This is a genomic window from Streptomyces sp. NPDC051940 (genome assembly GCF_040680895.1).
Classification (GTDB): Bacteria; Actinomycetota; Actinomycetes; order Streptomycetales; family Streptomycetaceae; genus Streptomyces.
Genome location: NZ_JBFAXR010000023.1, coordinates 14,459 through 40,472, shown reverse-complemented (window position 1 = coordinate 40,472; position 26,014 = coordinate 14,459). Strand labels below are relative to the sequence as shown.

23 protein-coding genes are annotated in these 26,014 nt (G+C 72.3%); 1 reads left to right on the top strand and 22 read right to left on the bottom strand.

Features of this window, described 5'->3' with window-relative positions:
- Positions 1-45 precede the first annotated feature (45 nt).
- The 8 genes from pyrF to pyrR form a co-directional block, all read right to left on the bottom strand.
- Positions 46-882 (bottom strand): orotidine-5'-phosphate decarboxylase, encoded by an 837-nt coding sequence (pyrF, locus tag AB0M28_RS12330; RefSeq protein WP_365401997.1) that lies wholly within the window; start codon positions 880-882, stop codon positions 46-48.
- Positions 879-2,006, bottom strand: coding sequence for a quinone-dependent dihydroorotate dehydrogenase (locus AB0M28_RS12325; RefSeq protein ID WP_365401995.1), 1,128 nt, complete (start codon positions 2,004-2,006; stop codon positions 879-881). Before AB0M28_RS12325 ends, pyrF begins: the two co-directional genes overlap by 4 nt.
- A gap of 83 nt (positions 2,007-2,089) precedes the next feature.
- Positions 2,090-5,404, bottom strand: coding sequence for a carbamoyl-phosphate synthase large subunit (carB, locus tag AB0M28_RS12320; RefSeq protein WP_365401992.1), 3,315 nt, complete (start codon positions 5,402-5,404; stop codon positions 2,090-2,092).
- Positions 5,397-6,545 (bottom strand): glutamine-hydrolyzing carbamoyl-phosphate synthase small subunit, encoded by a 1,149-nt coding sequence (gene carA, locus AB0M28_RS12315; RefSeq protein ID WP_365401989.1) that lies wholly within the window; start codon positions 6,543-6,545, stop codon positions 5,397-5,399. Before carA ends, carB begins: the two co-directional genes overlap by 8 nt.
- On the bottom strand, positions 6,542-7,105 hold the full coding sequence (locus tag AB0M28_RS12310; RefSeq protein WP_365401986.1) for a hypothetical protein: 564 nt from the start codon (positions 7,103-7,105) through the stop codon (positions 6,542-6,544). The genes carA and AB0M28_RS12310 overlap by 4 nt, the downstream gene beginning before the upstream one ends.
- Entirely contained in the window at positions 7,102-8,391 is a 1,290-nt protein-coding gene (locus tag AB0M28_RS12305; protein WP_365401983.1) for a dihydroorotase, read from the bottom strand. Before AB0M28_RS12305 ends, AB0M28_RS12310 begins: the two co-directional genes overlap by 4 nt.
- Positions 8,392-8,393: 2 nt before the next feature.
- On the bottom strand, positions 8,394-9,443 hold the full coding sequence (locus AB0M28_RS12300) for an aspartate carbamoyltransferase catalytic subunit (protein WP_365401980.1): 1,050 nt from the start codon (positions 9,441-9,443) through the stop codon (positions 8,394-8,396).
- Between the two features lie 110 nt (positions 9,444-9,553).
- Positions 9,554-10,138, bottom strand: coding sequence for a bifunctional pyr operon transcriptional regulator/uracil phosphoribosyltransferase PyrR (gene pyrR, locus AB0M28_RS12295; protein ID WP_365401977.1), 585 nt, complete (start codon positions 10,136-10,138; stop codon positions 9,554-9,556).
- 256 nt (positions 10,139-10,394) lie between these two features.
- Here pyrR and bldD point away from each other — a divergent pair, with 256 nt between their 5' ends.
- Complete coding sequence (bldD, locus tag AB0M28_RS12290; protein ID WP_365401974.1) at positions 10,395-10,895, top strand: transcriptional regulator BldD; 501 nt, start codon at positions 10,395-10,397, stop codon at positions 10,893-10,895.
- Positions 10,896-11,719: 824 nt separating this feature from the next.
- On the opposite strand, the gene nusB is transcribed toward bldD, so the two are convergent.
- The 14 genes from nusB to AB0M28_RS12220 form a co-directional block, all read right to left on the bottom strand.
- Complete coding sequence (gene nusB / locus AB0M28_RS12285) at positions 11,720-12,154, bottom strand: transcription antitermination factor NusB (RefSeq protein ID WP_365401971.1); 435 nt, start codon at positions 12,152-12,154, stop codon at positions 11,720-11,722.
- A 2-nt stretch (positions 12,155-12,156) separates the two neighbouring features.
- The gene (gene efp, locus AB0M28_RS12280) at positions 12,157-12,723 is read right to left on the bottom strand and encodes an elongation factor P (protein WP_365401968.1); all 567 of its coding nucleotides are present in this window, start codon (positions 12,721-12,723) and stop codon (positions 12,157-12,159) included.
- Positions 12,724-12,780: 57 nt separating this feature from the next.
- A complete protein-coding gene (locus AB0M28_RS12275; protein ID WP_365401965.1) occupies positions 12,781-13,884 on the bottom strand; it encodes a M24 family metallopeptidase in 1,104 nt (367 codons plus the stop codon).
- Between the two features lie 108 nt (positions 13,885-13,992).
- The gene (locus AB0M28_RS12270; RefSeq protein ID WP_365401962.1) at positions 13,993-15,549 is read right to left on the bottom strand and encodes a PH domain-containing protein; all 1,557 of its coding nucleotides are present in this window, start codon (positions 15,547-15,549) and stop codon (positions 13,993-13,995) included.
- Between the two features lie 92 nt (positions 15,550-15,641).
- Positions 15,642-16,355, bottom strand: coding sequence for an AAA family ATPase (locus tag AB0M28_RS12265; RefSeq protein ID WP_365401959.1), 714 nt, complete (start codon positions 16,353-16,355; stop codon positions 15,642-15,644).
- 189 nt (positions 16,356-16,544) lie between these two features.
- Complete coding sequence (locus AB0M28_RS12260) at positions 16,545-16,985, bottom strand: type II 3-dehydroquinate dehydratase (RefSeq protein WP_365401956.1); 441 nt, start codon at positions 16,983-16,985, stop codon at positions 16,545-16,547.
- Positions 16,982-18,073 carry a 3-dehydroquinate synthase gene (gene aroB, locus AB0M28_RS12255; protein WP_365401953.1) on the bottom strand — a complete coding sequence of 364 codons (1,092 nt, stop codon included), beginning with the start codon at positions 18,071-18,073 and terminating at the stop codon, positions 16,982-16,984. The genes AB0M28_RS12260 and aroB overlap by 4 nt, the downstream gene beginning before the upstream one ends.
- Entirely contained in the window at positions 18,070-18,582 is a 513-nt protein-coding gene (locus AB0M28_RS12250; RefSeq protein WP_365401951.1) for a shikimate kinase, read from the bottom strand. Before AB0M28_RS12250 ends, aroB begins: the two co-directional genes overlap by 4 nt.
- Positions 18,579-19,763: a chorismate synthase gene (aroC, locus tag AB0M28_RS12245; protein WP_365401948.1), complete on the bottom strand. Its 1,185-nt coding sequence runs from the start codon at positions 19,761-19,763 to the stop codon at positions 18,579-18,581. Before aroC ends, AB0M28_RS12250 begins: the two co-directional genes overlap by 4 nt.
- 204 nt (positions 19,764-19,967) lie before the next feature.
- Positions 19,968-20,789, bottom strand: coding sequence for a shikimate dehydrogenase (locus AB0M28_RS12240; RefSeq protein WP_365401945.1), 822 nt, complete (start codon positions 20,787-20,789; stop codon positions 19,968-19,970).
- The gene (mltG, locus tag AB0M28_RS12235) at positions 20,786-22,414 is read right to left on the bottom strand and encodes an endolytic transglycosylase MltG (protein WP_365401942.1); all 1,629 of its coding nucleotides are present in this window, start codon (positions 22,412-22,414) and stop codon (positions 20,786-20,788) included. Before mltG ends, AB0M28_RS12240 begins: the two co-directional genes overlap by 4 nt.
- Before the next feature lie 79 nt (positions 22,415-22,493).
- Positions 22,494-22,958, bottom strand: coding sequence for a Holliday junction resolvase RuvX (gene ruvX, locus AB0M28_RS12230; protein ID WP_365401939.1), 465 nt, complete (start codon positions 22,956-22,958; stop codon positions 22,494-22,496).
- Positions 22,959-22,980: 22 nt separating this feature from the next.
- Entirely contained in the window at positions 22,981-25,650 is a 2,670-nt protein-coding gene (alaS, locus tag AB0M28_RS12225) for an alanine--tRNA ligase (RefSeq protein ID WP_365401936.1), read from the bottom strand.
- A complete protein-coding gene (locus AB0M28_RS12220) occupies positions 25,650-26,012 on the bottom strand; it encodes a DUF6167 family protein (RefSeq protein WP_365401933.1) in 363 nt (120 codons plus the stop codon). The genes alaS and AB0M28_RS12220 overlap by 1 nt, the downstream gene beginning before the upstream one ends.
- Between the last annotated feature and the right edge of the window lie 2 nt (positions 26,013-26,014).

The following is a 26,014-nucleotide window of genomic DNA, read 5'->3' as shown; positions in this document are numbered from 1 at the left end:
AAAAGTCCTGGTCAGACTGAACTTCGCTGAGAATTCGTACGTATATCAACCACTTTGTCCGACTGCGATGCGTACTTCGTCGGCCAGCTGTGCGGCGGTTTTCCGCAGCGCGCCCGCGTCCGGACCCGCCTGAAGTACACTCCGGCTCGCGCTCGGGACGACGTTGCGCAGCGCCGGACCGAAGACGGCCGGGAGATCGGCCGGGGTCGCCCCCTGCGCCCCGATGCCCGGCGCCAGCAGCGGACCGTTGATCATCAGGTCCGCGCCCGCGTCCGCGAGCGTCGCGCCCACGACCGCGCCCACGGACCCCAGCGGCTCGGCGCCGCCGTTCTCGGCGGCGATGTGCCCCAGCATCACCTGGCCCACCGTCTGACCGTCCGCCGCGGTGGCGCGCTGCACCTCGCCGCCCTCCGGGTTGGAGGTGAGGGTGACGACGAAGATGCCGGTGCCGCTGACGTGCGCCGCGTCCAGCGCGGGCCGCAGGGACTCGTAGCCGAGGTACGGGGTGACCGTCAGGGCGTCGGAGAACAGCGGCGAGTCCTTGTCGAGGAACGCCGAGGCGTAGCCCGCCATCGTCGAGCCGATGTCGCCGCGCTTGGCGTCCATCAGCACCAGGGCGCCCGCCTCCCGGGCGGCGGTCACGGCCTTCTCCAGTACGGCGACACCCCGCGAGCCGAAGCGCTCGAAGAACGCCGACTGCGGCTTGAGGACGGCCACCTCGCCGGCGAGGGCCTCGACGACCGTCATGGCGAACCTCTCCAGACCGGGCACGTCGTCGTTCAGGCCCCAGCCCGCGAGCAGCGAGGAGTGCGGGTCGATGCCCACACAGAGCGGGCCACGGGTGTCCATGGCGGCCCGCAGTCGGGTGCCGAAGGGAGTCATGCGTTCTCCGCCTTCCGGGTGTCGGCGCCGACGGCGTCGGCGAGCGTGGCGTACGGGCTGTCGGCCAGCAGCTGGGCCAGGCCGCGGTGGAGCTTGCGGGGCCACAGCGGGCCCTCGTAGATGAAGGCGCTGTAGCCCTGGACGAGCGTGGCACCGGCCAGGATCCGCTCCCAGGCGTCCTCGGCGGTCTCGATGCCGCCGACGCCGACGAGGGCGATCCGGCCGCCCACCCGGGCGTACAGGCGCCGCAGGACCTCCAGGGCGCGCTGCTTGAGCGGCGCTCCGGACAGACCGCCCGCGCCGAGCGAGCGGACGTACCCGGGGTCCGTGGCGAGGCCCTCGCGGGAGATCGTGGTGTTCGTGGCGATGATGCCGTCCAGCTCCAGCTCCAGCGCGAGGTCGGCGACCGCGTCGACGTCCTCGTCCGCGAGGTCCGGCGCGATCTTCACGAGCAGCGGGACACGGGAGTCGGTCGTACGGTCGGCCGCCTCGCGCACGGCCTTCAGCAGCGGGCGCAGCACCTCGACGGCCTGCAGGTTGCGCAGGCCGGGGGTGTTCGGCGAGGAGACGTTGACGACGAGGTAGTCGGCGTGTCCGGCGAGGCGCTCGGTGGACGTCACGTAGTCGGCGATCGCCTCCGACTCGGGGACGGCCTTCGTCTTGCCGATGTTGACGCCGATGACCGTGTTAGGGCGGTACGGGGTGCGGTGGCCGTGGGTACGGCGGGCGAGGCGGGCCGCGACGGCCGCGGAACCGTCGTTGTTGAAGCCCATGCGGTTGATCAGCGCCCGGTCCTCGACCAGCCGGAACAGGCGGGTCTTCTCGTTGCCGGGCTGGGGCTTCGCGGTGACCGTGCCGATCTCGACGAAGTCGAAGCCCAGCATCGCCAGGCCGTCGATGCCGACGGCGTTCTTGTCGAAGCCGGCCGCCAGCCCGAAGGGGCCCGGCAGGTCCAGGCCCAGCGCCTTGACGCGCAGCGAGGGGTACGAGGGTGCGGCGACGGCGCGTACGGACGTGCGGGCGCCGGGGGTGGCGGAGGCCGCACGGATGGTGTTGAAGGCGAGGTGGTGGGCCTTCTCGGCGTCCATCCGCTTGAAGAAGGTCTTGAAGAACAGGGGGTACATGCGGGCCTTCTCTGAAGGTGCCTGGCAGGGGGCCTTCGGTAGTGAGCCCCGCCGGTCGGGGACCGGCGGGGCTCGGGTCGCTGCTACTGGCTGTGGCGGCCGGCGGTGAGGTGTTCCGCGTGCTCCTGGAGGGAGCGGACGCCCACATCGCCGCGGGACATGGCCTCGATGCCCTGGACGGCCGCGGCGAGCGCCTGGACCGTCGTCAGGCAGGGGACGCCGCGGGCGACGGCGGCGGTGCGGATCTCGTAGCCGTCGAGCCGGCCGCCGGTGCCGTAGGGCGTGTTGACGATCAGGTCGACCTGGCCGTCGTGGATCAGCTGGACGATCGTCTTCTCGCCGTTCGGGCCCTCGCCCTCGGACTGCTTGCGGACGACGGTGGCGTTGATGCCGTTGCGCTTGAGGACCTCCGCCGTGCCCGAGGTGGCCAGCAGCTCGAAGCCGTGCTGGACCAGCTCGCGGGCCGGGAAGATCATCGAGCGCTTGTCGCGGTTGGCGACGGACACGAAGGCCCGGCCCTTCTGCGGCAGCGCGCCGTACGCGCCGGCCTGCGACTTGGCGTACGCCGTGCCGAAGACCGTGTCGATGCCCATGACCTCGCCGGTGGAGCGCATCTCCGGGCCCAGGACGGTGTCCACGCCGCGGCCGTGGATGTCGCGGAAGCGGCTCCAGGGCATCACGGCCTCCTTGACGGAGATCGGCGCGTCCATCGGCAGGGTGCCGCCGTCGCCCGTCGCGGGCAGCAGGCCCTCGGCGCGCAGCTCGGCGACGGTGGCGCCGAGCGAGATCCGGGCGGCCGCCTTCGCCAGCGGGACGGCCGTCGCCTTGGAGGTGAACGGCACGGTCCGCGAGGCGCGCGGGTTGGCCTCCAGGACGTACAGGATGTCCCCGGCCAGCGCGAACTGGATGTTGATCAGTCCGCGCACCCCGACGCCGCGCGCGATGGCCTCCGTCGAGGCGCGCAACCGCTTGATGTCGTACCCGCCGAGGGTGATCGGCGGCAGCGCGCAGGCGGAGTCGCCGGAGTGGATGCCGGCCTCCTCGATGTGCTCCATCACGCCGCCGAGGTACAGCTCCTCGCCGTCGTACAGGGCGTCGACGTCGATCTCGATGGCGTCGTCGAGGAAGCGGTCGATGAGCACCGGGTGGTCGGAGATCAGACCGGCGTGCTTGGTCAGGTACTCGCCCAGCGACGGCTCGTCGTACACGATCTGCATGCCGCGTCCGCCGAGGACGTAGGAGGGCCGCACCATCACCGGGTAGCCGATGCCGCCGGCGATCCGGGCGGCCTCGTCGAAGGAGAACGCCGTGCCGTACTTCGGCGCGGGCAGCCCGGCCTCGGTGAGCACGCGGCCGAAGGCGCCGCGGTCCTCGGCGGCATGGATGGCCTCCGGCGAGGTGCCGACGACGGGCACGCCGTTGTCCTTCAGCGCCTGCGCGAGGCCGAGCGGCGTCTGCCCGCCGAGCTGGACGATGACGCCCGCGAGCGGGCCCGCCTGCCGCTCGGCGTGGACGATCTCCAGCACGTCCTCCAGGGTGAGCGGCTCGAAGTAGAGCCGGTCGGAGGTGTCGTAGTCGGTGGAGACGGTCTCCGGGTTGCAGTTGACCATCACGGTCTCGTAGCCCGCCTCGCTGAGCGCGAAGGAGGCGTGCACACAGGAGTAATCGAACTCGATGCCCTGGCCGATCCGGTTCGGGCCGGAGCCCAGGATGATCACGGCCGGCTTCTCGCGCGGGGCGACCTCGTTCTCCTCGTCGTACGCGGAGTAGAAGTACGGGGTCTTCGCGGCGAACTCGGCGGCGCAGGTGTCGACCGTCTTGTAGACCGGGCGGATGCCCAGCGCGTGCCGCACCTCGCGGACGACGTCCTCGCGCAGGCCGCGGATCTCGGCGATCTGGGCGTCGGAGAAGCCGTGCCGCTTGGCGTGGGCGAGCAGCTCGGGGCCGAGCTTGTCGGCGCCCGCCAGCTCCTCGGCGACCTCGTGGATCAGGAAGAGCTGGTCGACGAACCACGGGTCGATCTTCGTGGCCTCGAACACCTCCTCCTGCGTGGCGCCGGCGCGGATGGCGTCCATGACGGTGTTGATCCGGCCGTCGGTGGGCTGTACGGCCTTGGCGAGCAGCGCCGCCTTGTCGCCCGGCTCGCCGGTGAAGGAGAACTGCGAACCCTTCTTCTCCAGCGAGCGCAGCGCCTTCTGCAGCGCCTCGGTGAAGTTGCGGCCGAGCGCCATGGCCTCGCCGACCGACTTCATGGTGGTGGTGAGGGTGGCGTCGGCCGACGGGAACTTCTCGAAGGCGAACCGCGGGACCTTCACCACTACGTAGTCGAGGGTCGGCTCGAAGGAGGCCGGGGTCTCCTCGGTGATGTCGTTCGGGATCTCGTCCAGCGTGTAGCCGACGGCCAGCTTGGCGGCGATCTTGGCGATCGGGAAGCCGGTGGCCTTCGACGCCAGCGCGGAGGACCGCGAGACGCGCGGGTTCATCTCGATGACGATGACCCGGCCGTCCTCGGGGTTCACCGCGAACTGGATGTTGCAGCCGCCGGTGTCCACGCCGACCTCGCGGATGACGGCGATGCCGATGTCGCGCAGGATCTGGTACTCGCGGTCGGTGAGCGTCATCGCCGGGGCGACGGTGATCGAGTCACCGGTGTGCACGCCCATCGGGTCGAAGTTCTCGATGGAGCAGACGACCACGACGTTGTCGTGCTTGTCGCGCATCAGCTCCAGCTCGTACTCCTTCCAGCCGAGGATGGACTCCTCCAGGAGCACCTCGGTGGTCGGCGAGAGGGTGAGGCCCTGGCCGGCGATCCGGCGCAGCTCCTCCTCGTCGTGCGCGAAGCCGGAGCCGGCGCCGCCCATGGTGAAGGACGGGCGGACGACGACCGGGTAGCCGCCGAGGGTCTCCACGCCCTTCAGCACGTCGTCCATCGAGTGGCAGATCACCGAGCGGGCGGACTCGCCGTGGCCGATCTTGCCGCGGACGGCCTCGACGACCTCCTTGAACAGGTCGCGGTCCTCGCCCTTGTTGATGGCCTCGACGTTGGCGCCGATCAGCTCGACGCCGTACTTCTCGAGCGTGCCGGCCTCGTGCAGCGAGATCGCCGTGTTGAGGGCCGTCTGGCCGCCCAGCGTCGGGAGCAGGGCGTCGGGGCGCTCCTTGGCGATGATCTTCTCGACGAACTCCGGGGTGATCGGCTCGACGTAGGTGGCGTCGGCGATCTCCGGGTCGGTCATGATCGTGGCCGGGTTGGAGTTGACCAGGATGACGCGCAGGCCCTCGGCCTTCAGCACGCGGCAGGCCTGGGTGCCGGAGTAGTCGAACTCGGCGGCCTGGCCGATGACGATCGGGCCGGAGCCGATGACCAGGACGGACTGGATATCGGTGCGCTTAGGCACGCTGGCCCTCCATGAGCTGTACGAAGCGGTCGAACAGGTATGCGGCGTCGTGGGGACCCGCGGCCGCTTCCGGGTGGTACTGGACGCTGAAGGCCGGCTGGTCGAGCAGCTGGAGGCCCTCCACCACGTCGTCGTTCAGGCAGACGTGGGTGACCTCGGCGCGGCCGTAGGGGGTGTCGACGGGGCCGTCCAGCGGGGCGTCCACGGCGAAGCCGTGGTTGTGGGCGGTGACCTCGACCTTGCCGGTGGTGCGGTCCTGCACCGGCTGGTTGATGCCGCGGTGGCCGTACTTCAGCTTGTACGTGCCGAAGCCCAGCGCCCGGCCGAAGAGCTGGTTGCCGAAGCAGATGCCGAACAGCGGCGTCTTCCGGTCCAGCACCGCCTTGACGACGGTCAGGTCGGCGGTGGCGGGGTCGCCGGGGCCGTTGGAGAGGAACACCCCGTCGGGGTTCACGGCGTAGACCTGCTCGGGGGTGGCGTCGGCGGGCAGGACGTGCACCTCGATGCCGCGCTCGGCCATGCGGTGCGGGGTCATGCCCTTGATGCCGAGGTCGATCGCGGCGACGGTGAAGCGCGCGGTGCCGATCGGGACGGCTTCGCCGTCGGGGCCGATCGCGGGAACGACGTACGGCTCCGTGGTGGCGACCTCGCCCGCGAGGTCGGATCCGGCCATCTCGGGGGCCTGGCGGACGCGGGTCAGCAGCGTGCCCTCGTCGGCGACGGCCTCGCCGGAGAAGATGCCGACGCGCATCGCGCCGCGCTCACGCAGATGGCGGGTGAGGGCGCGGGTGTCGATGCCGGAGATGCCGACGACGCCCTGGGTGCGCAGCTCCTCGTCCAGCGTCCGCCTCGCGCGCCAGTTGGACGGCACGCGGGCGGGGTCGCGCACGACGTAGCCGGCGACCCAGATCCGCTTCGACTCGGGGTCCTCGTCGTTGACGCCGGTGTTGCCGACGTGCGGGGCGGTCATCACGACGACCTGGCGGTGGTACGACGGGTCGGTCAGGGTCTCCTGGTAGCCGGTCATGCCGGTGTTGAAGACCGCCTCGCCGAAGGTCTCCCCCACCGCTCCGTAGGCGCGGCCGCGGAAGGTGCGGCCGTCCTCCAGTACGAGGACTGCCGGGGCCTTGCTGGTGGTCATCGTGCGCCTTCCTTGACGTTCTCGGGGTTGTTCAGGGCGGCGACCCAGTCGCCGTGCTCCGCCGCGCGGTCGGAGCGGAAGCCGGAGTCGTACTCCTTGCCGCCGTGCTCCCAGGTGATCACCAGCAGTCCGCCCTCGGTGAGGACCTTGCCCGCGATGCCCTTGTCGAGGCGGGCCCCGCGCAGCCGGGCGGCCGGGACGAAGAAGTCCGTCGCGCCGGGGCGTACGACCGCCAGTCCCTCGTCGGTGAGGGTGAGGTCGACGCGCGAGCGGGTGCCCAGGCCGTGCGCGACGACCCGGTCGAGCCACTGCCCGGCGGTGGTGGAGCCGTGGTAGCGGCCGGTCAGGGTGAGCCGCGGCCCGCCGGTGCGCGCCGGGATCTCCGCGAGCGGGGGGACGTCGGACTGGAGGGTGCCGCGCCACTTCCAGCCCTGGCGCATCAGCCAGTAGCACAGGGCCACGAAGAGCAGCAGCCCCACGACCCAGCCGATGCGCTCACCGAGATGGGTGACCGGCTGAGACTTCTGCTCAGCGGCCAGCAGGATGTCCGAGTACGTCACGCCAGATCTCCGTCCACGACCGTCGCCCGGCCCCGCAGGAAGGTGTGGGTGACGCGGCCCGGCAGCTCACGGCCCTGGTAGGGGGTGTTGCGGCTGCGGGACGCGAAGCCCGCGGGGTCCACCACACCACGGTAGGACGGATCGAGCAGCGTGAGGTTCGCGGGCTCGCCGACGGCGAGGGGGCGGCCGTGGCCGGCGAGGCGGCCGATGACCGCCGGGCGGAAGGACATCCGGTCGGCGACGCCCGCCCAGTCCAGCAGTCCGGTGTCGACCATGGTGTGCTGGACGACACTCAGCGCGGTCTCCAGGCCCACCATGCCCATGGCGGCCGCGGCCCACTCGCAGTCCTTGTCCTCGTGCGGGTGCGGGGCGTGGTCGGTGGCGACGCAGTCGATGGTGCCGTCGGCCAGCGCCTCGCGCAGGGCCATCACGTCGTGCTCGGTGCGCAGCGGCGGGTTGACCTTGTAGACCGGGTCGTACGAGCGGACCAGCTCGTCGGTGAGGAGCAGGTGGTGCGGGGTGACCTCGGCGGTCACGTTCCAGCCCTTGGACTTCGCCCAGCGGACGATCTCCACCGAGCCGGCGGTCGACAGGTGGCAGATGTGCACGCGGGAGCCGACGTGGGCGGCGAGCAGCACGTCGCGGGCGATGATCGACTCCTCGGCGACGGCCGGCCAGCCGCCCAGGCCCAGCTCGGCGGAGACAACGCCCTCGTTCATCTGGGCGCCCTCGGTCAGCCGCGGCTCCTGGGCGTGCTGGGCGATGACGCCGTCGAACGCCTTCACGTACTCCAGCGCCCGGCGCATGATCACCGCGTCGTCGACGCAGATGCCGTCGTCGGAGAAGACCATCACGCCGGCGGCGGAGTCGTGCATGGCGCCCAGCTCGGCGAGCTTCTTGCCCTCCAGGCCCACGGTGACGGCGCCGACCGGCTGCACGTCGCAGTAGCCGGACTCGCGGCCGAGCCGCCAGACCTGCTCGACGACGCCGGCGGTGTCGGCGACCGGGAAGGTGTTGGCCATCGCGTGTACGGCGGTGTAGCCGCCCTTGGCGGCGGCGCGGGTGCCGGTCAGGACGGTCTCGGAGTCCTCGCGGCCGGGCTCGCGCAGATGGGTGTGCAGGTCGACGAGGCCGGGGAGGAGGATCTGCCCCTCGGCGTCGACGACCCGCGCGCCCTCGGGCGCCTCGATGCCGCTGCCGACCGCCTCGATGCGCTCGCCGTCGATCAGTACGTCCTGCGGGTCGCCGCCGAGGACCTTCGCGCCACGGATCAGGATCTTGCTCATGGTTACTTGCTCTCCTCGGAGGCGGTGGCGGTACGGATCGAAGCGGCGGGCACTGGTCCGGCCTCGGTGGCGGGCAGCACGGCGCCGCCCAGGAGCAGGTACATCACGGCCATCCGGACGGACACGCCGTTGGCGACCTGCTCGACGATGGTGGAGCGGTGGGAGTCGGCGACCTCGGCGGAGATCTCCATCCCGCGGTTCATCGGGCCGGGGTGCATGACCAGGGCGTGCTCGGGCATCCGCGCCATCCGGTCGACGTCCAGGCCGTAGCGGCGGGCGTACTCGCGCTCGGTCGGGAAGAACGCGGCGTTCATCCGCTCGCGCTGCACGCGCAGCATCATCACCGCGTCGGACTTCGGGATGACGGCGTCGAGGTCGTACGACACCTCGCACGGCCAGGTCTCGACGCCGATCGGCAGCAGGGTCGGCGGGGCCACCAGGGTGACCTGGGCGCCGAGGGTGTGCAGCAGATGGACGTTGGAGCGGGCCACGCGGCTGTGCAGGACGTCGCCGACGATGGTGATCCGGCGGCCGTCGAGGTCGCGGCCGGTGCCGTCGCCGGGGCCCTGGTGGAAGGTCGGGCCGCCGTCCTTGGCGCCGGCCAGGTGGCGGCGCATGGTGAACGCGTCGAGCAGGGCCTGGGTGGGGTGCTCGTGGGTGCCGTCGCCGGCGTTGATGACGCTGCCGTTGAGCCAGCCGGAGGTGGCCAGGCGGTGCGGGGCGCCGGAGGCGTTGTGCCGGATGACGACGGCGTCGGCGCCCATGGCCTGCAGGGTGAGGGCGGTGTCCTTCAGCGACTCGCCCTTGGAGACGGACGAGCCCTTCGCGGAGAAGTTGATGACGTCCGCGGAGAGGCGCTTGGCGGCGGCCTCGAAGGAGATGCGGGTGCGGGTGGAGTCCTCGAAGAAGAGGTTCACCACGGTGCGGCCGCGCAGCGTCGGCAGCTTCTTGATGGGCCGGTTGGCGACCCGGGCCATCTCCTCGGCGGTGTCGAGGATGAGGATGGCGTCGTCCCGGCTGAGGTCGGCGGTCGAGATGAGATGGCGCTTCATCTGGGTGTGTGCTCCAGTTTCGCGGCGGTTTCGCGGCTTTTGTCTGGCGGGGTGGCGGGCATGCCTGAGCGGCCGGGCTCCTGCGGTGCGGAGCGCCGGTTCCGCGGGGGCTACTGCTCGCCGGCCGGGTCGGCGGGCTTGTCGCCGAGCAGCACGGCGTCCCGGCCGTCCTCCTCGGTGAGCTGGACCTTGACCGTCTCGCGCAGCGAGGTGGGGAGGTTCTTGCCGACGTAGTCGGCGCGGATCGGCAGCTCGCGGTGGCCGCGGTCGACGAGAACGGCGAGCTGGACGGCGCGCGGCCGGCCGATGTCGTTCAGCGCGTCGAGGGCGGCGCGGATGGTGCGGCCGGAGAAGAGGACGTCGTCGACGAGGACGACGAGCCGGCCGTCGATGCCGTCCGCCGGGATGTCCGTGTGCCCGAGCGCGCGGGCGGGGCCCATACGCAGGTCGTCGCGGTACATCGTGATGTCGAGGGAGCCGACGGGCTGCTTCCGGCCCGTGATCTCCTGGAGCTTGTCCGCCAGCCGCCGGGCGAGGAAGACGCCGCGGGTGGGGATGCCGAGGAGCACCACGTCGTCGGCGCCCTTGGCGCGCTCGACGATCTCGTGGGCGATGCGGGTCAGCACCCGCTGGATGTCGGGGGCCTCCAGGACGGGCCTGGGGGTCTGTTCACCGTTTCCGTGGTTCGAGTCCATGCGGAACGGACCTCCTTCCCAGCCTCACAGGACTGGTGTTAAAGGACGTCTGGGTCCCTCATACGGTAGCAGCGCCCCTGACGGCTCTCCCAATCGAGGCCCCGCAGGTCAGCGCGTCGGGCGCGGCGCGGATGCGGTCGTGGGGGCGAATCTTCCGCTTGACGGCGGGACATTACGCTGCGTAACCTCACAGTGAGTTACTGAGCCACGCGCGGCGCGGCAGTGCCGCCAGGTGAAACAGCGTCCGGGGAGTTTTATGTCCAGCGAATACGCTAAACAGCTCGGGGCCAAGCTTCGTGCGATCCGCACCCAGCAGGGCCTGTCTCTCCACGGTGTGGAGGAGAAGTCGCAGGGCCGCTGGAAGGCGGTAGTGGTCGGTTCGTACGAGCGCGGCGACCGTGCCGTGACGGTGCAGCGGCTGGCTGAGCTGGCGGACTTCTACGGAGTGCCGGTGCAGGAGCTGCTTCCGGGCACCCAGCCGGGCGGTGCGGCGGAGCCGCCGCCGAAGCTGGTGCTGGACCTGGAGCGCCTCGCGCACATCCCGGCGGAGAAGGCGGGCCCGCTGCAGCGGTACGCCGCCACGATCCAGTCGCAGCGCGGCGACTACAACGGCAAGGTGCTGTCGATCCGCCAGGACGATCTGCGGACGCTGGCGGTCATCTACGACCAGTCGCCGTCGGTCCTGACGGAGCAGCTGATCGGCTGGGGCGTCCTCGACGCGGACGCGCGTCGCGCGGTCCACACGGAGGAGGCGTAACGCCTCCGGCTCCCCACCCCGCAGAAACGTAACACCGCCGCCCCGTAGCGGGCCCCCCGCGGGGGGCGTGCCGCGGGGCGGCTGCCGTTTGCGCGGCGCGGCTCGCTGCGCGGTGCGGTCCCGCCGGCGCCTGCGGCGCGCTTCGGCTCCGCCGAAGTCCTCAAGCGCCGGACGGGCTGGGTCTGCCGCCCTCCCGGGTGCCAGGGCCGGCGCCACCCCTCCACGCTGCAGTCCCGCCGGCGCCTCCGGCGCGCTTCGGCTCCGCCGAAGTCCTCAAGCTGGGTTTGCCGCCCTCCGGCGTGACAGGGGCGGCCCCATCCCTCCCCGCTGCAGTCCCGCCTGCGCCTCCGGCGCGCTTCGGCTTCGCCGAAGTCCTCAGACGCCGGACGGGCTGGGTTTGCGCCCGCGCGGGCGCCGATGCCGGGGGGTATGCGGGCGAACGGCACCGCCTCCAAGCCCGTCCGGCGTTTGAGGACGAGCGCCGCAGGCGCGACGCGGCCGCCAGGCCGCGCGGGGGACCGGGGGCGCAGCCCCCGCAGCGGGACGGGAGCCGGGCGCCAAGGGGGACGGGGGCGCAGCCCCCGCGGCGTAACGACACCCCCGCGACGCCCGGATACGCGCCCGTCGGCGCGGACCCCCTGAAAGCCCGTCCGGCGTTTGAGGACGAGCGCCGCAGGCGCGACGCGGCCGCCAGGCCGCAGCGGGGACCGGGGGCGCAGCCCCCGCAGCGGGACGGGAGGCGGGCGCCGAGGTGGGCCGGGGGCCCGGGAACGCGAAACGGACGGTGCCCCCGGAGGGGACACCGTCCGTCGGAGGCGGCGAGGCTACTCGCCGTCCCTGGTCAGCTGAGGCTTGAGGTCCTTGAGCCGGCCGAGGAGGCCGTTCACGAACGACGGCGAGTCATCCGTGGAGAACTCCTTCGCCAGCTGCACCGCCTCGTCGATGACGACCGCATCCGGCGTCTCCTCCTCGAAGAGGAGCTCGTACACCCCGAGCCGCAGGATGTTCCGGTCGACGACGGGCATCCGGTCGAGCGTCCACCCCACGGCGTACTGCGAGATGAGCGAGTCGATCCGCCCGGCCCGCGGACCGTAGCCCTCGACCAGCTGCATCGTGTACTCGCCCACCGGCGGCTGACGGGTGTCCGAGCGCGCGTGCCGGATCCAGTCCGCAAGCACCGTCTCCACGGACGCACCGCGCTGGTCCGCCTCGAAGAGAATCTGGAAGGCGCGCTTACGGGCCTTGTTGCGGGCAGCCACGGTTAGCTGTTCACCCGGCCGAGATAGTCACCCGAACGGGTGTCGACCTTGATCTTCTCGCCGGTGGTGATGAAGAGCGGCACCTGGATCTGGTAGCCGGTCTCCAGCGTGGCGGGCTTGGTGCCACCCGTGGAGCGGTCACCCTGCAGGCCGGGCTCGGTCTCGGCGATGACCAGCTCGACGGCGGCCGGGAGCTCGACGTACAGCGGCGCGCCCTCGTGCATGGCGACGACGGCGTCGAAGCCCTCGAGCAGGAAGTTGGCGGCGTCGCCGACGGTCGCCGGCTCGATGTAGATCTGGTCGTACGTGTCCATGTCCATGAACACGAAGGACTCGCCGTCCTTGTACGAGAACTGCATGCCGCGCTTGTCGACATTGGCCGTCTCGACCTTGGTGCCGGCGTTGAACGTCTTGTCGACGATCTTGCCGGAGAGCACGTTCTTCAGCTTCGTACGGACGAAGGCGGGACCCTTGCCGGGCTTGACGTGCTGGAACTCGACAACGGACCAGAGCTGGCCCCCGTCGAGCTTGAGCACCATGCCGTTCTTGAGGTCGTTCGTGGTGGCCACGGTCGCGGATTCTCCTGGACTGCTGCTTCGGACGGCCAAAGGGCGGGCCGCCCCCCGTCAGAGGGCGAGCAGCTCCTTGGTCGTGATGGTGAGTAGCTCTGGACCGCCGTCCACCACGGGGCGGACGACGAGCGTGTCATCGATCCGGACTCCGCCCCGGCCCGGGAGATGGACCCCCGGTTCGACGGTGACCGGCACGCAAGCGTCCAGTTTACCCATGGCCGCAGGTGTCAGCTTCGGGTCCTCGTCGATTTCGAGCCCGACGCCGTGTCCCGTCCACGGTGCGAGGCCCTCTCCATGGCCGGCCGAGTCGAGGATCTGGCGCGCCGCGCGGTCCACGTCGCGGTACCCGGCGCCGGGTACGAGCGCCTCGCGGCCGGCGCGCTGAGCGGCGAAGACGAGGTCGTACAGCTCGATCTGCCAGGCGTCGGGCGCGGCACCGATGACGAACGTACGGCCGATCTCGCAGCGGTAGCCCCGGTAGCGGGCGCCGAGGCCGACGGTCAGGAAATCACCCTCCTCGACGCGCCGGTCGGTGGGGACGTGCGCTGCGCGTCCGGAGTTCGGGCCGGTGCCGACGGAGGTGGGGAAGGCGGGGCCCTCGGCGCCGTGGTCGACGAGCCGGCGGTCCAGCTCCAGGGCGAGATGCCGTTCGGTCCGTCCGACCAGGATCGATTCGAGCAGTTCGCCCAGGGCCTGGTCGGCGATCTCCGCGGCGATGCGCAGACAGGCGATCTCCTCGTCGTCCTTGACCAGCCGCTGCTGCTCCACGGCCCGCCCGAGGTCCGCCAGGCGCAGCCCGGGGGCGACGGAGTGGACCTCCCGGTGCCGGGCGACGGTGAGGTGGTGCTCCTCCACGGCGAGCCCCTCGGCGCCTGCCGCCGCCGCGAGGTCGGCGGCGGCGACGGCCGGGTCGCCGCCCGTGTCGCTGAGGGCGTGCAGGCGCAGGTCCTCGGGGTGCTTGACGGCGGTGTCGGCGGGCAGGTCACCGGGTCGTACGAGGATGTCCTCGGCGGGGCCCACCAGCAGGACGGCACCGGCGGGGGCGCAGCCGGCGAGGTAGTGGATGTTCGCCGGTCGGGTGATGAGAGCGGCGTCGCTCCCGGTCCCCGCGCAGTGCGCGCGCAGTCGCGATCGGCGGTCGGCGTGCGGCTCGGGCATATGTGGAGCGTATGACTCCGCCCGGCCACGCGCGCGGCGAACGCGTCCGTGCGGGTCGGCGCCACGAGTCCCCACGCGGCCGGATCAGACCCGCCCGACGCCCCCGGCTCACCGCCGCCCGCCACCTCCCGCGGCCACCGGCGCGAGGTCCAGTTCCACCAGGATGCGCGTCAGATCCCCCGGCGCCGCCGCCAGCCGCACCGGCCGGCCCTCGTCGTCCAGGTCGGCGACGTGCCAGCTCCGGCGGACCGCCTCGCCGTCGCCTCCGCGCGGGCGGCGCACTTCCCGCAGCGTCAGCCGCTCCCCCGGTATCCGCTTCGCGGCGAACCGGCCCGGACCGGAGTGCGGGACCACCGCGGGCGGCCCGCCGCCGAGGACGATATGGGTGCCGAAGCCGTGCGGGTTGTACGCCGTGTCCTCCAGGAAGCGCGCCGCCAGGAACACCTCGCCCCCGACCGGCGGCACCCGCGACACGTCCGGCGCCGTCACCCCGCGCACCCGCGTGGCCCGCCAGGCCCAGGCGAAGAGGCCCAGCGACAGCAGGCAGCCCGCCGCGGCCCACACCCACGCCTCCCGGGACGAGAGCAGCGTCGTGGGGTGCCGGTGGCACAGCGGCAGCAGCCACGCCGCCGTTCCGGCCAGCGCCCACGCGAACGGCAGCGCCGAGGGCAGCACCTCGTCGTCCGCCAGCCGCCGCCCGCGCCGACGCACCAGCACCAGGGCGGCGGGATAGCCGGCGCCGAGTGCCAGCCCGGCCGCGATCATCGCCGCGTCGCCGGAACCCGGCATGTGCTCGTGCCAGTCGTAGCGTTCCCCGTCGACCTCCCACACGGCGCCCCGCCAGAGGGTGACGTCGACCCGGTCACCCGCTTGGAACGCCTCGGCCGCCTCGTAGGACACATCGACGCGCCGCAGCGGCCGGCCGCCCTCGAAGTACAGCCAGCTGTTGCGCTTGGGCCGGTGCGCCTCCGTACGGCTGATCACGGCGGGCAGCACCGTCAGGCAGTCGCGCGGCCGGTCGGCGGACGTTCCCGCCGGGCACGGTACGGCCGCCTCCCACGCCCGCTCCTGCGCCGAGGCGTCCGGCACGATCGCCGCGAAGACGCCCGCGCATCCGAGTATCAGCACACCCAGCGCCACCGGCCAGCGCAGACCGCGCCCGGCCGTGCGGAACGAAACGACGGGCAGATGCTCCGACTCCGGCCTGCCGTACCGCAGATGCAGCGCCCGCAGTGCCGCCACCTCCGCGTCGAAGCCGGGGTCGGCGGCCTTCGAGGTCTGCGGCAAGGGCAGCAGCAGTGCGCGCCCCTCGCGCCGCACGAGGGTGAGGCGCCGTACGTCCGTCCCCCGGTACCGCCGTACGCGCACGCGGAAGTCGGCGATCTCGCTCCACCGCACGGCGCGGCTGCGCAGCAGCAGCCGGGAGTGCACGCCGTAGCTGTCGGCCCGCACCCGCGCCGTGAGCAGGGAGAGCGTGATCAGCCCGACCAGCGCCAGGCCGGCGCCGAGCGTCAGCCACAGCGCGGCGTACCGCTCGCCCCAGCTCCGTACGGGCAGCAGGGCGGTCAGCATCCCCCAGAGCCCCAGCGAGCTGCCGAGCCACGCGAAATACCGGCCGGGCCTGTTCACCAGGGACCGGCACTCCACCCTCGTCGCATCCGTCACGCGGGGCATCGTCGCACCGCGCGGGACGGGGCCGTATGCCTGGTTACGGCAATGTCCCGCCCGGGGCGGCTGCCGGTACGTGACAGGTACAGCTACCAGCTCGGCGGGCTCGCGATCGCCCGCGACACCACCTCGTCCAGCATCCGTGCCGTCGACGGCACGTCGTGGTGCGTGTTGTCCAGGATCGGCAGGCCGGAGCCGTACCAGCCGGCCATCCGGCCGTGGATGCGCGCCACTTCCTCGTCCGCGAGGCGGCGCGTGCCCGTACGCAGCGCGTTGCGGGCCAGTACGGCCTCCAGGCCGGGCAGCAGCACGACGGGCAGCAGGCCCGGGCCCACGTGCCGCTTCCAGCCGCCGAGCCCCACGACGGGGCGGTCGGGGAAGACGGCGTCGTCGAGCACGCAGGAGATGCCGTTCGCCAGATAGTTGCGGGCGGCGAAGCCGCAGGTGCGCCGGGCCAGCCGGTACTGCGCCTCGGACTGGTCCGTCCAGCCCCCGCGCGGGTCGGCGAAACCGGCGCGCACCCATTCGCGTACGTCGTCCAGGGAGATGTGCGCGGTGGGCGCCCGGCGGGTGTCGGCCCAGTAGCGGGCCACGCTGGTCTTGCCGGCGCCGGCCGGGCCGATCAGGAGCACCGCCACCGTGGGCGGCGGCGCCCCGTGCGGCGCGGGCATCGGGGGCGGGGCGGGCAGCGGCACCAGCCCGCCGGCGGGCAGCCGCAGCGCGCCCGTCGTCTCCGCGGCGGCCTCCCGCGCCGGAAGGCCCGTCCCATGGGGCGGCGTCGGAGCCCCCACTGCTTGCTGCATCCGGTGTAACTCCGTCTCGTACCTCACCGGTCACCGGACGGCCGGTGACTTCCCCGTCAGGCACCGTACCCGCAGTCGTGCCCCTTTGGGGAACGATCGCACCGCGGCCGCCGTGCCCGGCCGCCGGTCAGGGACCGTCCGGGTACCCGGAGTTGCACCGCTCACCCGGCCCGGGGCGGCGGCGGACGCTCAGCCCGCCGCGAGCTCCTCCGCCAGCGCGCGCAGCGCCAGCAGGTACGAACCGATCCCGAAGCCGGCGATCGTGCCGGAGGCGATCGCGGCGATCACGGACGTGTGGCGGAACGCCTCCCGGGCGTACGGGTTGGAGATGTGCACCTCGATCAGCGGCGCCGTGCGCTGCGCCGCCGCGTCGCGCATGCCGTACGAGTAGTGCGTGAACGCCCCCGGGTTGACGACCACCGGGATCCGGCCGTCCGCGGCCTCGTGCAGCCAGCGGATCATCTCGCCCTCGTCGTTGGTCTCCCGCACCTCGACGTCGAAGCCCAGCTCCTTGCCGAGGGCGGTGCACTGCTCCACCAGCCCGGCGTAGGACGTGGCGCCGTACACGTCGGGCTCGCGGGAGCCGAGGCGGCCCAGATTGGGGCCGTTGAGGACGTAGACCTTCGTCATGACGCGATCTCCGCGTGCGCCGCCAGCAGCATCGCCGGGTCGGGGGCCTCCAGCACGGTCGGCTTGGCGAGGCCGTCGAGGACGATGAACCGCAGCCGGTCGCCGCGCGACTTCTTGTCGACCTTCATCGTCTCCAGCAGCTTGGGCCACTGGTCCCCGCGGTACGTCACGGGCAGCCCCACCGACTCCAGCACCGCCCGGTGCCGGTCGGCCGTGGCGTCGTCCAGCCGGCCCGCGATCCGGCCCAGTTCGGCGGCGAACACCATGCCGACCGAGACGGCCGCGCCGTGGCGCCAGTTGTAGCGCTCGTTCTTCTCGATGGCGTGGGCGAGGGTGTGGCCGTAGTTGAGGATCTCGCGCAGGCCCGACTCCTTGAGGTCGGAGGAGACCACGTCCGCCTTGACCCTGATCGAGCGCTCCAGCAGCTCCGCGGTGTGCGGGCCGTCGGGCGTACGGGCCGCCGCCGGGTCCTCCTCGACCAGGTCGAGGATCACGGGGTCGGCGATGAAACCGGCCTTGATGATCTCCGCCAGGCCCGACACGTAGTCGTTGACCGGCAGCGACGCCAGCGCGGCCAGATCGCACAGCACCCCGGCGGGCGGGTGGAAGGCGCCCACCAGGTTCTTGCCCTCGGCGGTGTTGATGCCGGTCTTGCCACCGACGGCGGCGTCGACCATGCCCAGCACCGTCGTCGGTACGGCGATCCACCGCACGCCGCGCAGCCAGGTCGCGGCGACGAAGCCCGCCACATCGGTCGTCGCCCCGCCGCCGACGCCGACGATCACGTCGCTGCGGGTGAAGCCGGACTGCCCGAGGGCCTTCCAGCAGTACGCCGCGACCTCGGCGGTCTTGGCCTCCTCGGCGTTCGGCACCTGGATGGCGACGGCCTCGTACCCCTGCGCGGCGAGGTCCTCGCGCAGCACCTCGCCGGTCTCGGCGAGCGCCTCGGGGTGGATGACGGCGACGCGCTGGGCGTTCCGCCCGATCAGGCCGGGCAGTTCGCCGAGCAGCTGGTGGCCGATCAGGACGTCGTACGCCTCCGTGCCGGGGGTGGCTCCGATGGTGATCCGGGTGACTTCGGCGGTCATGCGGACTTGAGCTCCAATGCGTCGAGGACGGCCTGCGCGATCTCGTCCGGGGTGCGGCCCGCCGTCGGGACGGTGACGCGGGCGACCTCGGTGTAGACGGGGCGGCGCTGTTCCATGAGGGTGCGCCACTGCTGCCGCGGGTTGACGGCGAGCAGCGGGCGCGGGGCGTCGAGGCCGACGCGCTTGACGGCGTCCGCGAGTTCGACGTCGAGGAAGACGACGGGGAGGCCCGCGAGCAGCTCCCGGGTGCCGGGGTCCATCACGGCACCGCCGCCGAGGGACACGACGCCGTCGTGGCCGGTGACGGCGGCCTGTACGGCGTCGCGCTCCAGGGCGCGGAAGTGCGGCTCGCCGTCCTCGAAGAAGATGTCCGGGATCGGCTTGCCGGCGGTCTTCTCGACATCCGTGTCGGTGTCGCGCAGGGAGACGCCCAGCCGGGCGGCGAGCAGGGCGCCCACGGTCGACTTGCCCGCGCCGGGCGGGCCGACGAGGACGACGGCCGGTGTCACCGGATCGCCAGGTTGTCGAGGTACGACGCGACGTTGCGGGCCGTCTCGGGCACCGAGTCGCCGCCGAACTTCTCGCACACGGCGTCGGCCAGGACCAGGGCCACCATGGCCTCGGCCACGATGCCCGCGGCCGGCACGGCGCACACGTCGGAGCGCTGGTGGTGCGCGGCGGCGGCCTCGCCGGTGCTGACGTCGACGGTGGCCAGGGCGCGCGGGACGGTGGCGATGGGCTTCATCGCGGCCCGTACGCGCAGCAGCTCGCCGGTCGTCAGACCGCCCTCCGTACCGCCGGAGCGGCCGGTGGAGCGGCGGATGCCGTCGGCGGTCGGCACGATCTCGTCGTGCGCCTTGGACCCGGGCACGCGGGCCAGCTCGAAGCCGTCGCCGACCTCGACGCCCTTGATCGCCTGGATGCCCATGAGCGCGCCGGCCAGACGCGCGTCGAGCCGCCGGTCCCAGTGCACGTGCGAGCCGAGGCCGACGGGCACGCCGTACGCGAGGACCTCGACGACGCCGCCGAGCGTGTCGCCGTCCTTGTGGGCCTGGTCGATCTCCGCGACCATCGCCTTCGACGCGTCGGCGTCGAGGCAGCGCACGGGGTCGGCGTCGAGCCGTTCGACGTCCTCGGGCTTCGGGACGACGCCGTACGGGGCCCTGGCGGCGCCCAGCTCCACGACGTGGGAGACGATCTCGATGCCGGCGGCCTCCTTCAGGAAGGAGCGGGCCACGGCGCCGAGCGCCACCCGGGCGGCGGTCTCCCGGGCGGAGGCGCGCTCCAGGATGGGCCGGGCCTCGTCGAAGCCGTACTTCTGCATCCCCGCGAGGTCGGCGTGGCCGGGGCGGGGGCGGGTGAGCGGGGTGTTGCGGGCCAGCTCGGCGAGTTCCGCGGGGTCCACGGGGTCGGCCGACATGACCTTCTCCCACTTGGGCCACTCGGTGTTGCCGACCATCACCGCGACCGGGGAGCCGAGGGTCAGCCCGTGCCGGACGCCGCCGAGGAAGGTGACCTCGTCGCGCTCGAACTTCATCCGGGCGCCGCGCCCATAGCCCAGGCGCCGCCGGGCGAGGTGGTCGGCGACGAGTTCCGTGGTCACCGGCACACCGGCCGGCAGACCCTCGAGCGTCGCGACGAGCGCGGGTCCGTGCGATTCTCCGGCGGTGAGCCAGCGCAGCCTGGTCAACGGTGCTCCCTTGTGCGGTGTGCGCTTGTGAGCGGTCCCGGGGGGTACCTCACATCCCCAGTTCTGCCTAGGGTGATCCTCCCACGACGGAGGGCTGCCCCCTCACCCAGGTCCAGGATGTGAGCCGGGGTGCTCACACCGTGGATACCGGTGGGGCGCGCCGGCTCAGCGCGGGGTACTCACACCGTGGATACGCGCGCGGGCTCAGCGAGCGGCGAGCGCCGCCTCCCCCGCCGCGCGCATGGCCGCCAGGGGTGCCTTCTCGGCCCCCGTCATCTGCTCGACCTGCAGCACCGCCTGGTGCACGAGCAGGTCCAGGCCGCCCACGACCGCTCCGGTCCAGGCGGCGGCCAGCGCCGTCGGCCAGGGATGGTAGAGCACGTCGAAGAGCGCGCCGGCGTGGTCGGGGACCTCCGCGGCCAGCGTGTCCGTCGCGCCCGCCGGCGTCGTCGCGATCACCAGCGGCGCCCGCAGGGCCTTCGCGGCCTCGGACCAGTCCGCCGTACGGACCGCGACGCCGAGGCGCTCGCCCCAGTGCCGCATCTCCGACGCGCGGGCCTCGCTGCGGACGTACGCCGTGACCTCGCCGTCGCAGATCCGGGCCAGGGCCGCCAGGGCGGAGGAGGCGGTGGCCCCGGCGCCGAGGATCGCGGCCTCGGGCACCCGCTCGATGCCCCGCTCGGCCAGGGCCGCGACCATGCCCGGGATGTCGGTGTTGTCGCCGAGGCGGCGGCCGTCGTCCGTGAAGACGACCGTGTTGACCGCCTCCACCGACGCGGCGGTGCTGCTGATCCCGTCGAGCAGCGGGATGACGGCCCGCTTCAGCGGCATGGTGAGGGACAGGCCCGCCCACTCGGCCGCGTCGAGGCCGGCGAGGAAGCCCGGCAGGGCCGCCTCGTCGACCTCGTGGCGGTCGTACGTCCAGCCGGCCAGCCCCAGCTCCGCGTAGGCGGCGCGGTGCAGCACCGGGGAGAGGGAGTGGGCGATCGGCGATCCGAGGACCGCCGCACGGTGCCGGAGCGTCACCCCTCCGCTTCCCTCTCCTTGTTGTAGATCTCGACGTTCTTCTGGTGCTCGTCGTTCGTCACCGCGAAGAGCGTCTTCTCCTTCAGCGACACGAAGTAGTTCCACGGGCCCTTGGCGGGGTTGTGGGTGGCCTCGATCGCCATGGCGCCCGGGTTGCCGATGGGACCTGCGGGCAGGCCCTGCACGTAGTACGTGTTGTACGGGTCCTTGAGGTTGCGCATCTCGGACGCCGGCGGCAGGTCGAGGGTGCTCTGCTTCTTGATGTAGTTGTAGGTGGAGTCGAAGTCCAGCCGGCCGATCGTCTCCGGGTTGTCCGGCTTCATCCGGTTCAGCACGACCCGGGTGATCTTCTCGAAGTCGGCCTGGTTGTTGCCCTCGGCCTGGACGAGGCTGGCGACGGTGAGGACCTGCCACGGGTCCTTCAGGCCCAGTTTGGCCGCGTTGTCCGCGACGCCCGCCTTGGTGAACTCCTCCTTGGCCCGCGAGACCATCTGCTTGAGCAGCGCCTCGGGCTTGGTGCCCTTGCCGGCGTTGTACTGGGCGGGGAAGAGGAAGCCCTCCAGCGGGTCCTTGATGTCACCGCCGCTCTTGGCCCAGTCCGGCAGGCCGAGGTCCTTGTAGTGCTCCTTCGCCGCGGCCTTGGTGTCGCCGTCCTTGAGCCCCAGTTTGTCGTCGATCAGCGCGTAGATCTTGTAGTTGGGCGTGCCCTCGGGGATCGTCAGCGCGTTGCGGATCGCCGGGTCGAGCAGGGCCTCGATGGCGCTCTTCGCGGACATCTGCTTCTTCAGCGTGTACGTACCGGCCTGGATGTTGCCGGACTTGTCGTTCTCCGCGGCCGCCGAGGTGAACGCGTCGACACTCTTGACGACGCCCTTCTCCTTCAGGATGTTGCCCATCTGCCCGATGGAGGCGCCCTGCGGGATCTCGAACGTCACCGTCTCCGTGATGCCGTCGCCCTCGTAGTCGGGCGCGTCGGCCAGGAAGTTGCTCTTGACGTAGTCATAGCCGTAGTACGCGACGGCGCCGCCGCCGCCGAGCAGCACCAGCGCGACGACGAGGCACGCGCAGCCGTTCTTCCGCTTCTTCGTGCCCTCGCGGCGTTCCAGGTCGCGGTCGCGGCGTCCGCCGCGCCCGCCGCCACGGCGGCTCGGGCGCTCGCCCCGGCCGGGGACGATCTCCTGCTCGTCGTCGTCGGAGAAGAAGGCGTGGTCGCGCTCCGGCGGCAGCCCCTCGTCCCAGTTGCCCGGGCGCTCCCGGCGCGGACCGCCGGGGCCGCGGCGCGGCGGCCCGGGCGGCGGGTACGCCTCGGGGGTGCCGTAGTAGTCCGGTGCCGGGCCGCCGGGCTGCTGGGGCTGGCCGTACGGGTCGACGGCCGGCATCCCGCCGGTCGTGTCCCAGCCGCCGCCTCCGTACGCCGGCTGCTGGCCGGTGTGGCCGCCGCCCGGGTACTGGGGCTGCTGGCCGGTGTGCCAGCCTCCCTGGCCGCCGCCCTGCTGGGGATACGGCTGCTGGCCGCCTCCATAAGAGGCCTGCGCACCATAGGTGCCGTGCTGTCCGGTGTTACCGGAGAGCGGGTCCCCCTGGTACCACGGTTCGGAGCCTGGGCCCCGGCCATACTCAGTCATCGATCCCCTAGAGCCTATTGGCTGTCGGTGCGTTTATATGACAGCTGCCATGTCCGCGCGGAACGTTACCGTATCGCGATCAGATAACGGCTTCGACGCTCTCTCCGGGAGCTTCCCCAGACGCCCGTTCGGAGTCAAGTGCACTCTGAAGGATGACAACCGCGGCCGCCTGATCGACGACCGACCGCCCCTTCTTCGACGAGACTCCCGAAGCGCGCAGCCCGTGGGCGGCCGTGACAGTCGACATCCGCTCGTCCACGAGCCGGACGGGCACGGGGTGGATGGTGGTGGCCAGCTGCTGCGCGAAGGCCCGGACCTTGGCGGCCGCCGGGCCCTCCCGGCCGCTGAGCGAGCGCGGGAGGCCGACGACGACCTCCAGCGGCTCGTACTCGGCCACGATCGCCGTGAGTCTGCGGTGCGCGGCCGGGAGATCCCGGCCGGGCACGGTCTCCACGGGCGTGGCGAGCACCCCGTCGGGGTCGCACGAGGCGACCCCGATCCGGGCGTCTCCGACGTCGATGGCGATACGTCGCCCTCGGCGCATCAAACTGCCTTTCCGCGGACCATCAGGCCGTCTCGGCCACGAGGCGCTCGACGGCCGCGATGGCGGTGTCGACCGCGTCGGGGTTCTGGCCGCCGCCCTGGGCGATGTCCGGCTTGCCACCGCCGCCGCCGCCGAGGGTCTTGGCCGCGGTACGGACCAGGTCGCCGGCCTTCAGACCGCGGTCGCGGGCGGCGTCGTTGGTGGCGATGACCGTCAGCGGACGGCCGCCCGCCACGGTGAACAGGGCCACGACGGCCGGGCGGCCGCCCTGGATCCGGCCGCGCACGTCGAGCACCAGCTTGCGCAGGTCGTCGGCGCCCGTGCCGTCGGGCACCTGGGCGGCGACGAACGCGACGCCGTGCACGTCCTTGGCGGAGTCGACCAGACCGGCGGCGGCCTGCAGGACCTTCTCGGCGCGGAAGCGCTCGATCTCCTTCTCGGCCTCCTTGAGCTTGCTCAGCATGCCGGAGATCCGGTCCGGCAGCTCCTCCGGGCGGCCCTTGAGCAGCTCGGTGAGCTGGGCGACGACCGTGTGCTCCTTGGCGAGGAAGTTGTACGCGTCGACGCCGACGAGCGCCTCGATACGCCGTACGCCGGAGCCGATCGAGGACTCGCCGAGCAGCTTCACCAGGCCCAGCTGGGCGGTGTTGTGCACGTGCGTGCCGCCGCACAGCTCCTTGGAGAAGTCGCCGATGGTCACCACGCGGACCCGCTCGCCGTACTTCTCACCGAACTCGGCGATGGCGCCCTGCTTGCGGGCCTCGTCCATCGACATGACCTCGGCGTGCACGTCGAGTTCGCGGGCGAGGACCTCGTTGATCTTCTGCTCGACGTCGGTCAGCACCGTGCCGGGCACGGCGGACGGGGAGCCGAAGTCGAACCGGAAGCGGCCCGGGGAGTTCTCCGAGCCGGCCTGGGCCGCCGTCGGGCCGAGCGCGTCGCGCAGCGCCTGGTGCGTGAGGTGCGTGGCGCTGTGGGCGCGGGCGATGGCACGGCGGCGGCGGGTGTCGATGGCGGCGTACGCGGAGGAGCCGACGGTCACCTCGCCGACCTGGACGACACCCTTGTGCACGCTGACACCCGGGACCGGCTGCTGCACGTCGCGGACCTCGACCACGGCACCGGAGTCGAGCCGGATACGGCCCTGGTCGGCGAGCTGGCCGCCCCCCTCGGCGTAGAAGGGGGTGCGGTCCAGGACGACCTCGACCTCGTCGCCCTCGGTGGCGGCCGGCGAGGGCACACCGTCGACGAGGAGGCCCAGCACGGTGGCCTCGTTCTCCTGCAGCGTGTACCCGGTGAAGTCGCTGCTGCCGGCGGTGTCGGCCAGCTCGCGGTACGCGGAGAGGTCGGCGTGGCCGGTCTTCTTGGCCTTGGCGTCCGCCTTGGCGCGCTCCCGCTGCTCCTTCATGAGCCGGCGGAAGCCGTCCTCGTCCACGGCGAGGCCCTGCTCGGAGGCCATCTCCAGGGTGAGGTCGATCGGGAAGCCCCAGGTGTCGTGGAGCAGGAACGCCTTGTCGCCGGCCAGCACGGCGGAGCCGGCGGACTTGGCCTCGGTGACGGCCGTGTCGAGGATGTTCGTACCGGCCTTCAGGGTCTTGAGGAAGGCGGCCTCCTCGGCGAGCGCGACGGTCTCGATGCGCTTGCGGTCCGTCTCCAGCTCCGGGTACTGCCGGCCCATGGTCGTGATGACCACGTCCACCAGCTCACCGACGACCGGGCCGGTGGCACCGAGCAGGCGCATGTTGCGGATGGCGCGGCGCATGATGCGGCGCAGCACGTAGCCGCGGCCCTCGTTGCCGGGGGTGACGCCGTCGCCGATCATCATCACGGACGCGCGGACGTGGTCGGAGACCACGCGCAGGGACACGTCGGAGCGGGCGCCCGCGCCGTAGGCGACGCCGGTCAGCTCGGTGGCCTTGTCGATCACGACACGCGAGGTGTCGATCTCGTACATGTTCCGCACGTCCTGCAGGATCATCGCGAGGCGCTCGAGGCCGAGGCCGGTGTCGATGTTCTTGGAGGGCAGCTCGCCGAGGATCGGGAAGTCCTCCTTGCCCTCGCCGGCGCCGCGCTCGTACTGCATGAAGACCAGGTTCCAGATCTCCACGTAGCGCTCGTCGTTGACGGCGGGGCCGCCCTCCTCGCCGAACTCCGGGCCCCGGTCGTAGTTGATCTCGGAGCAGGGACCGCACGGGCCGGGCACGCCCATGGACCAGTAGTTGTCCTTCATGCCCAGGCGCTGGATCCGCTCGGCGGGGACGCCCACGACGTCGCGCCAGATCCGCTCGGCCTCGTCGTCGTCCTTGTAGACCGTGATCCACAGGCGCTCGGGGTCCAGCCCGTAGCCGCCGTCGGCGACGGAGGACGTCAGCAGCTCCCAGGCGAGCTTGATGGCGCCTTCCTTGAAGTAGTCGCCGAAGGAGAAGTTGCCGCACATCTGGAAGAAGGTGCCGTGCCGCGTGGTCTTGCCGACCTCTTCGATGTCGGGCGTGCGGATGCACTTCTGTACGGAGGTGGCGCGCGGGAACGGCGGCTTGACCTCACCGAGGAAGTACGGCTTGAAGGGCACCATGCCGGCGGGGACCAGCAGCAGCGTCGGGTCGTCCGCGATCAGCGACGCCGACGGCACGACGGTGTGCCCGCGCTCTTCGAAGAAGCGCAACCAGCGGCGGCGGATTTCAGCCGACTCCATCAGTGGTCCTCTTTCCGGTTGTACGTGGCCCGCGGGTGGAGCCCGCTCTCGGGGTCCTGCGGGTGCTGCCTGCGGGGGTGCTTCGAGGCGGGCAGCGCCTTGGCGCGCTGCCCGGGAAGCTCAGTGTGCCGGGGCTGCTGGTCGAGGCCGAGCGCGTCGGTCAGCTGGGCCTCGCGCTCCGCCATGGCGGCACGCACGTCGTCGGCGAAGAGCTTCGCACGCCGGCCCGCGCCGATCGCCCTGTTAGCGGCGGTGGCCGCGAGGCTCTCGGGGGTGAGGCCGCGCACGAAGCGCTGCGCCTTGGTGGTGGCCCAGACGCCGGTGACGGCTCCGGCCGTGAACCAGAAGGTACGGCGGAACAATG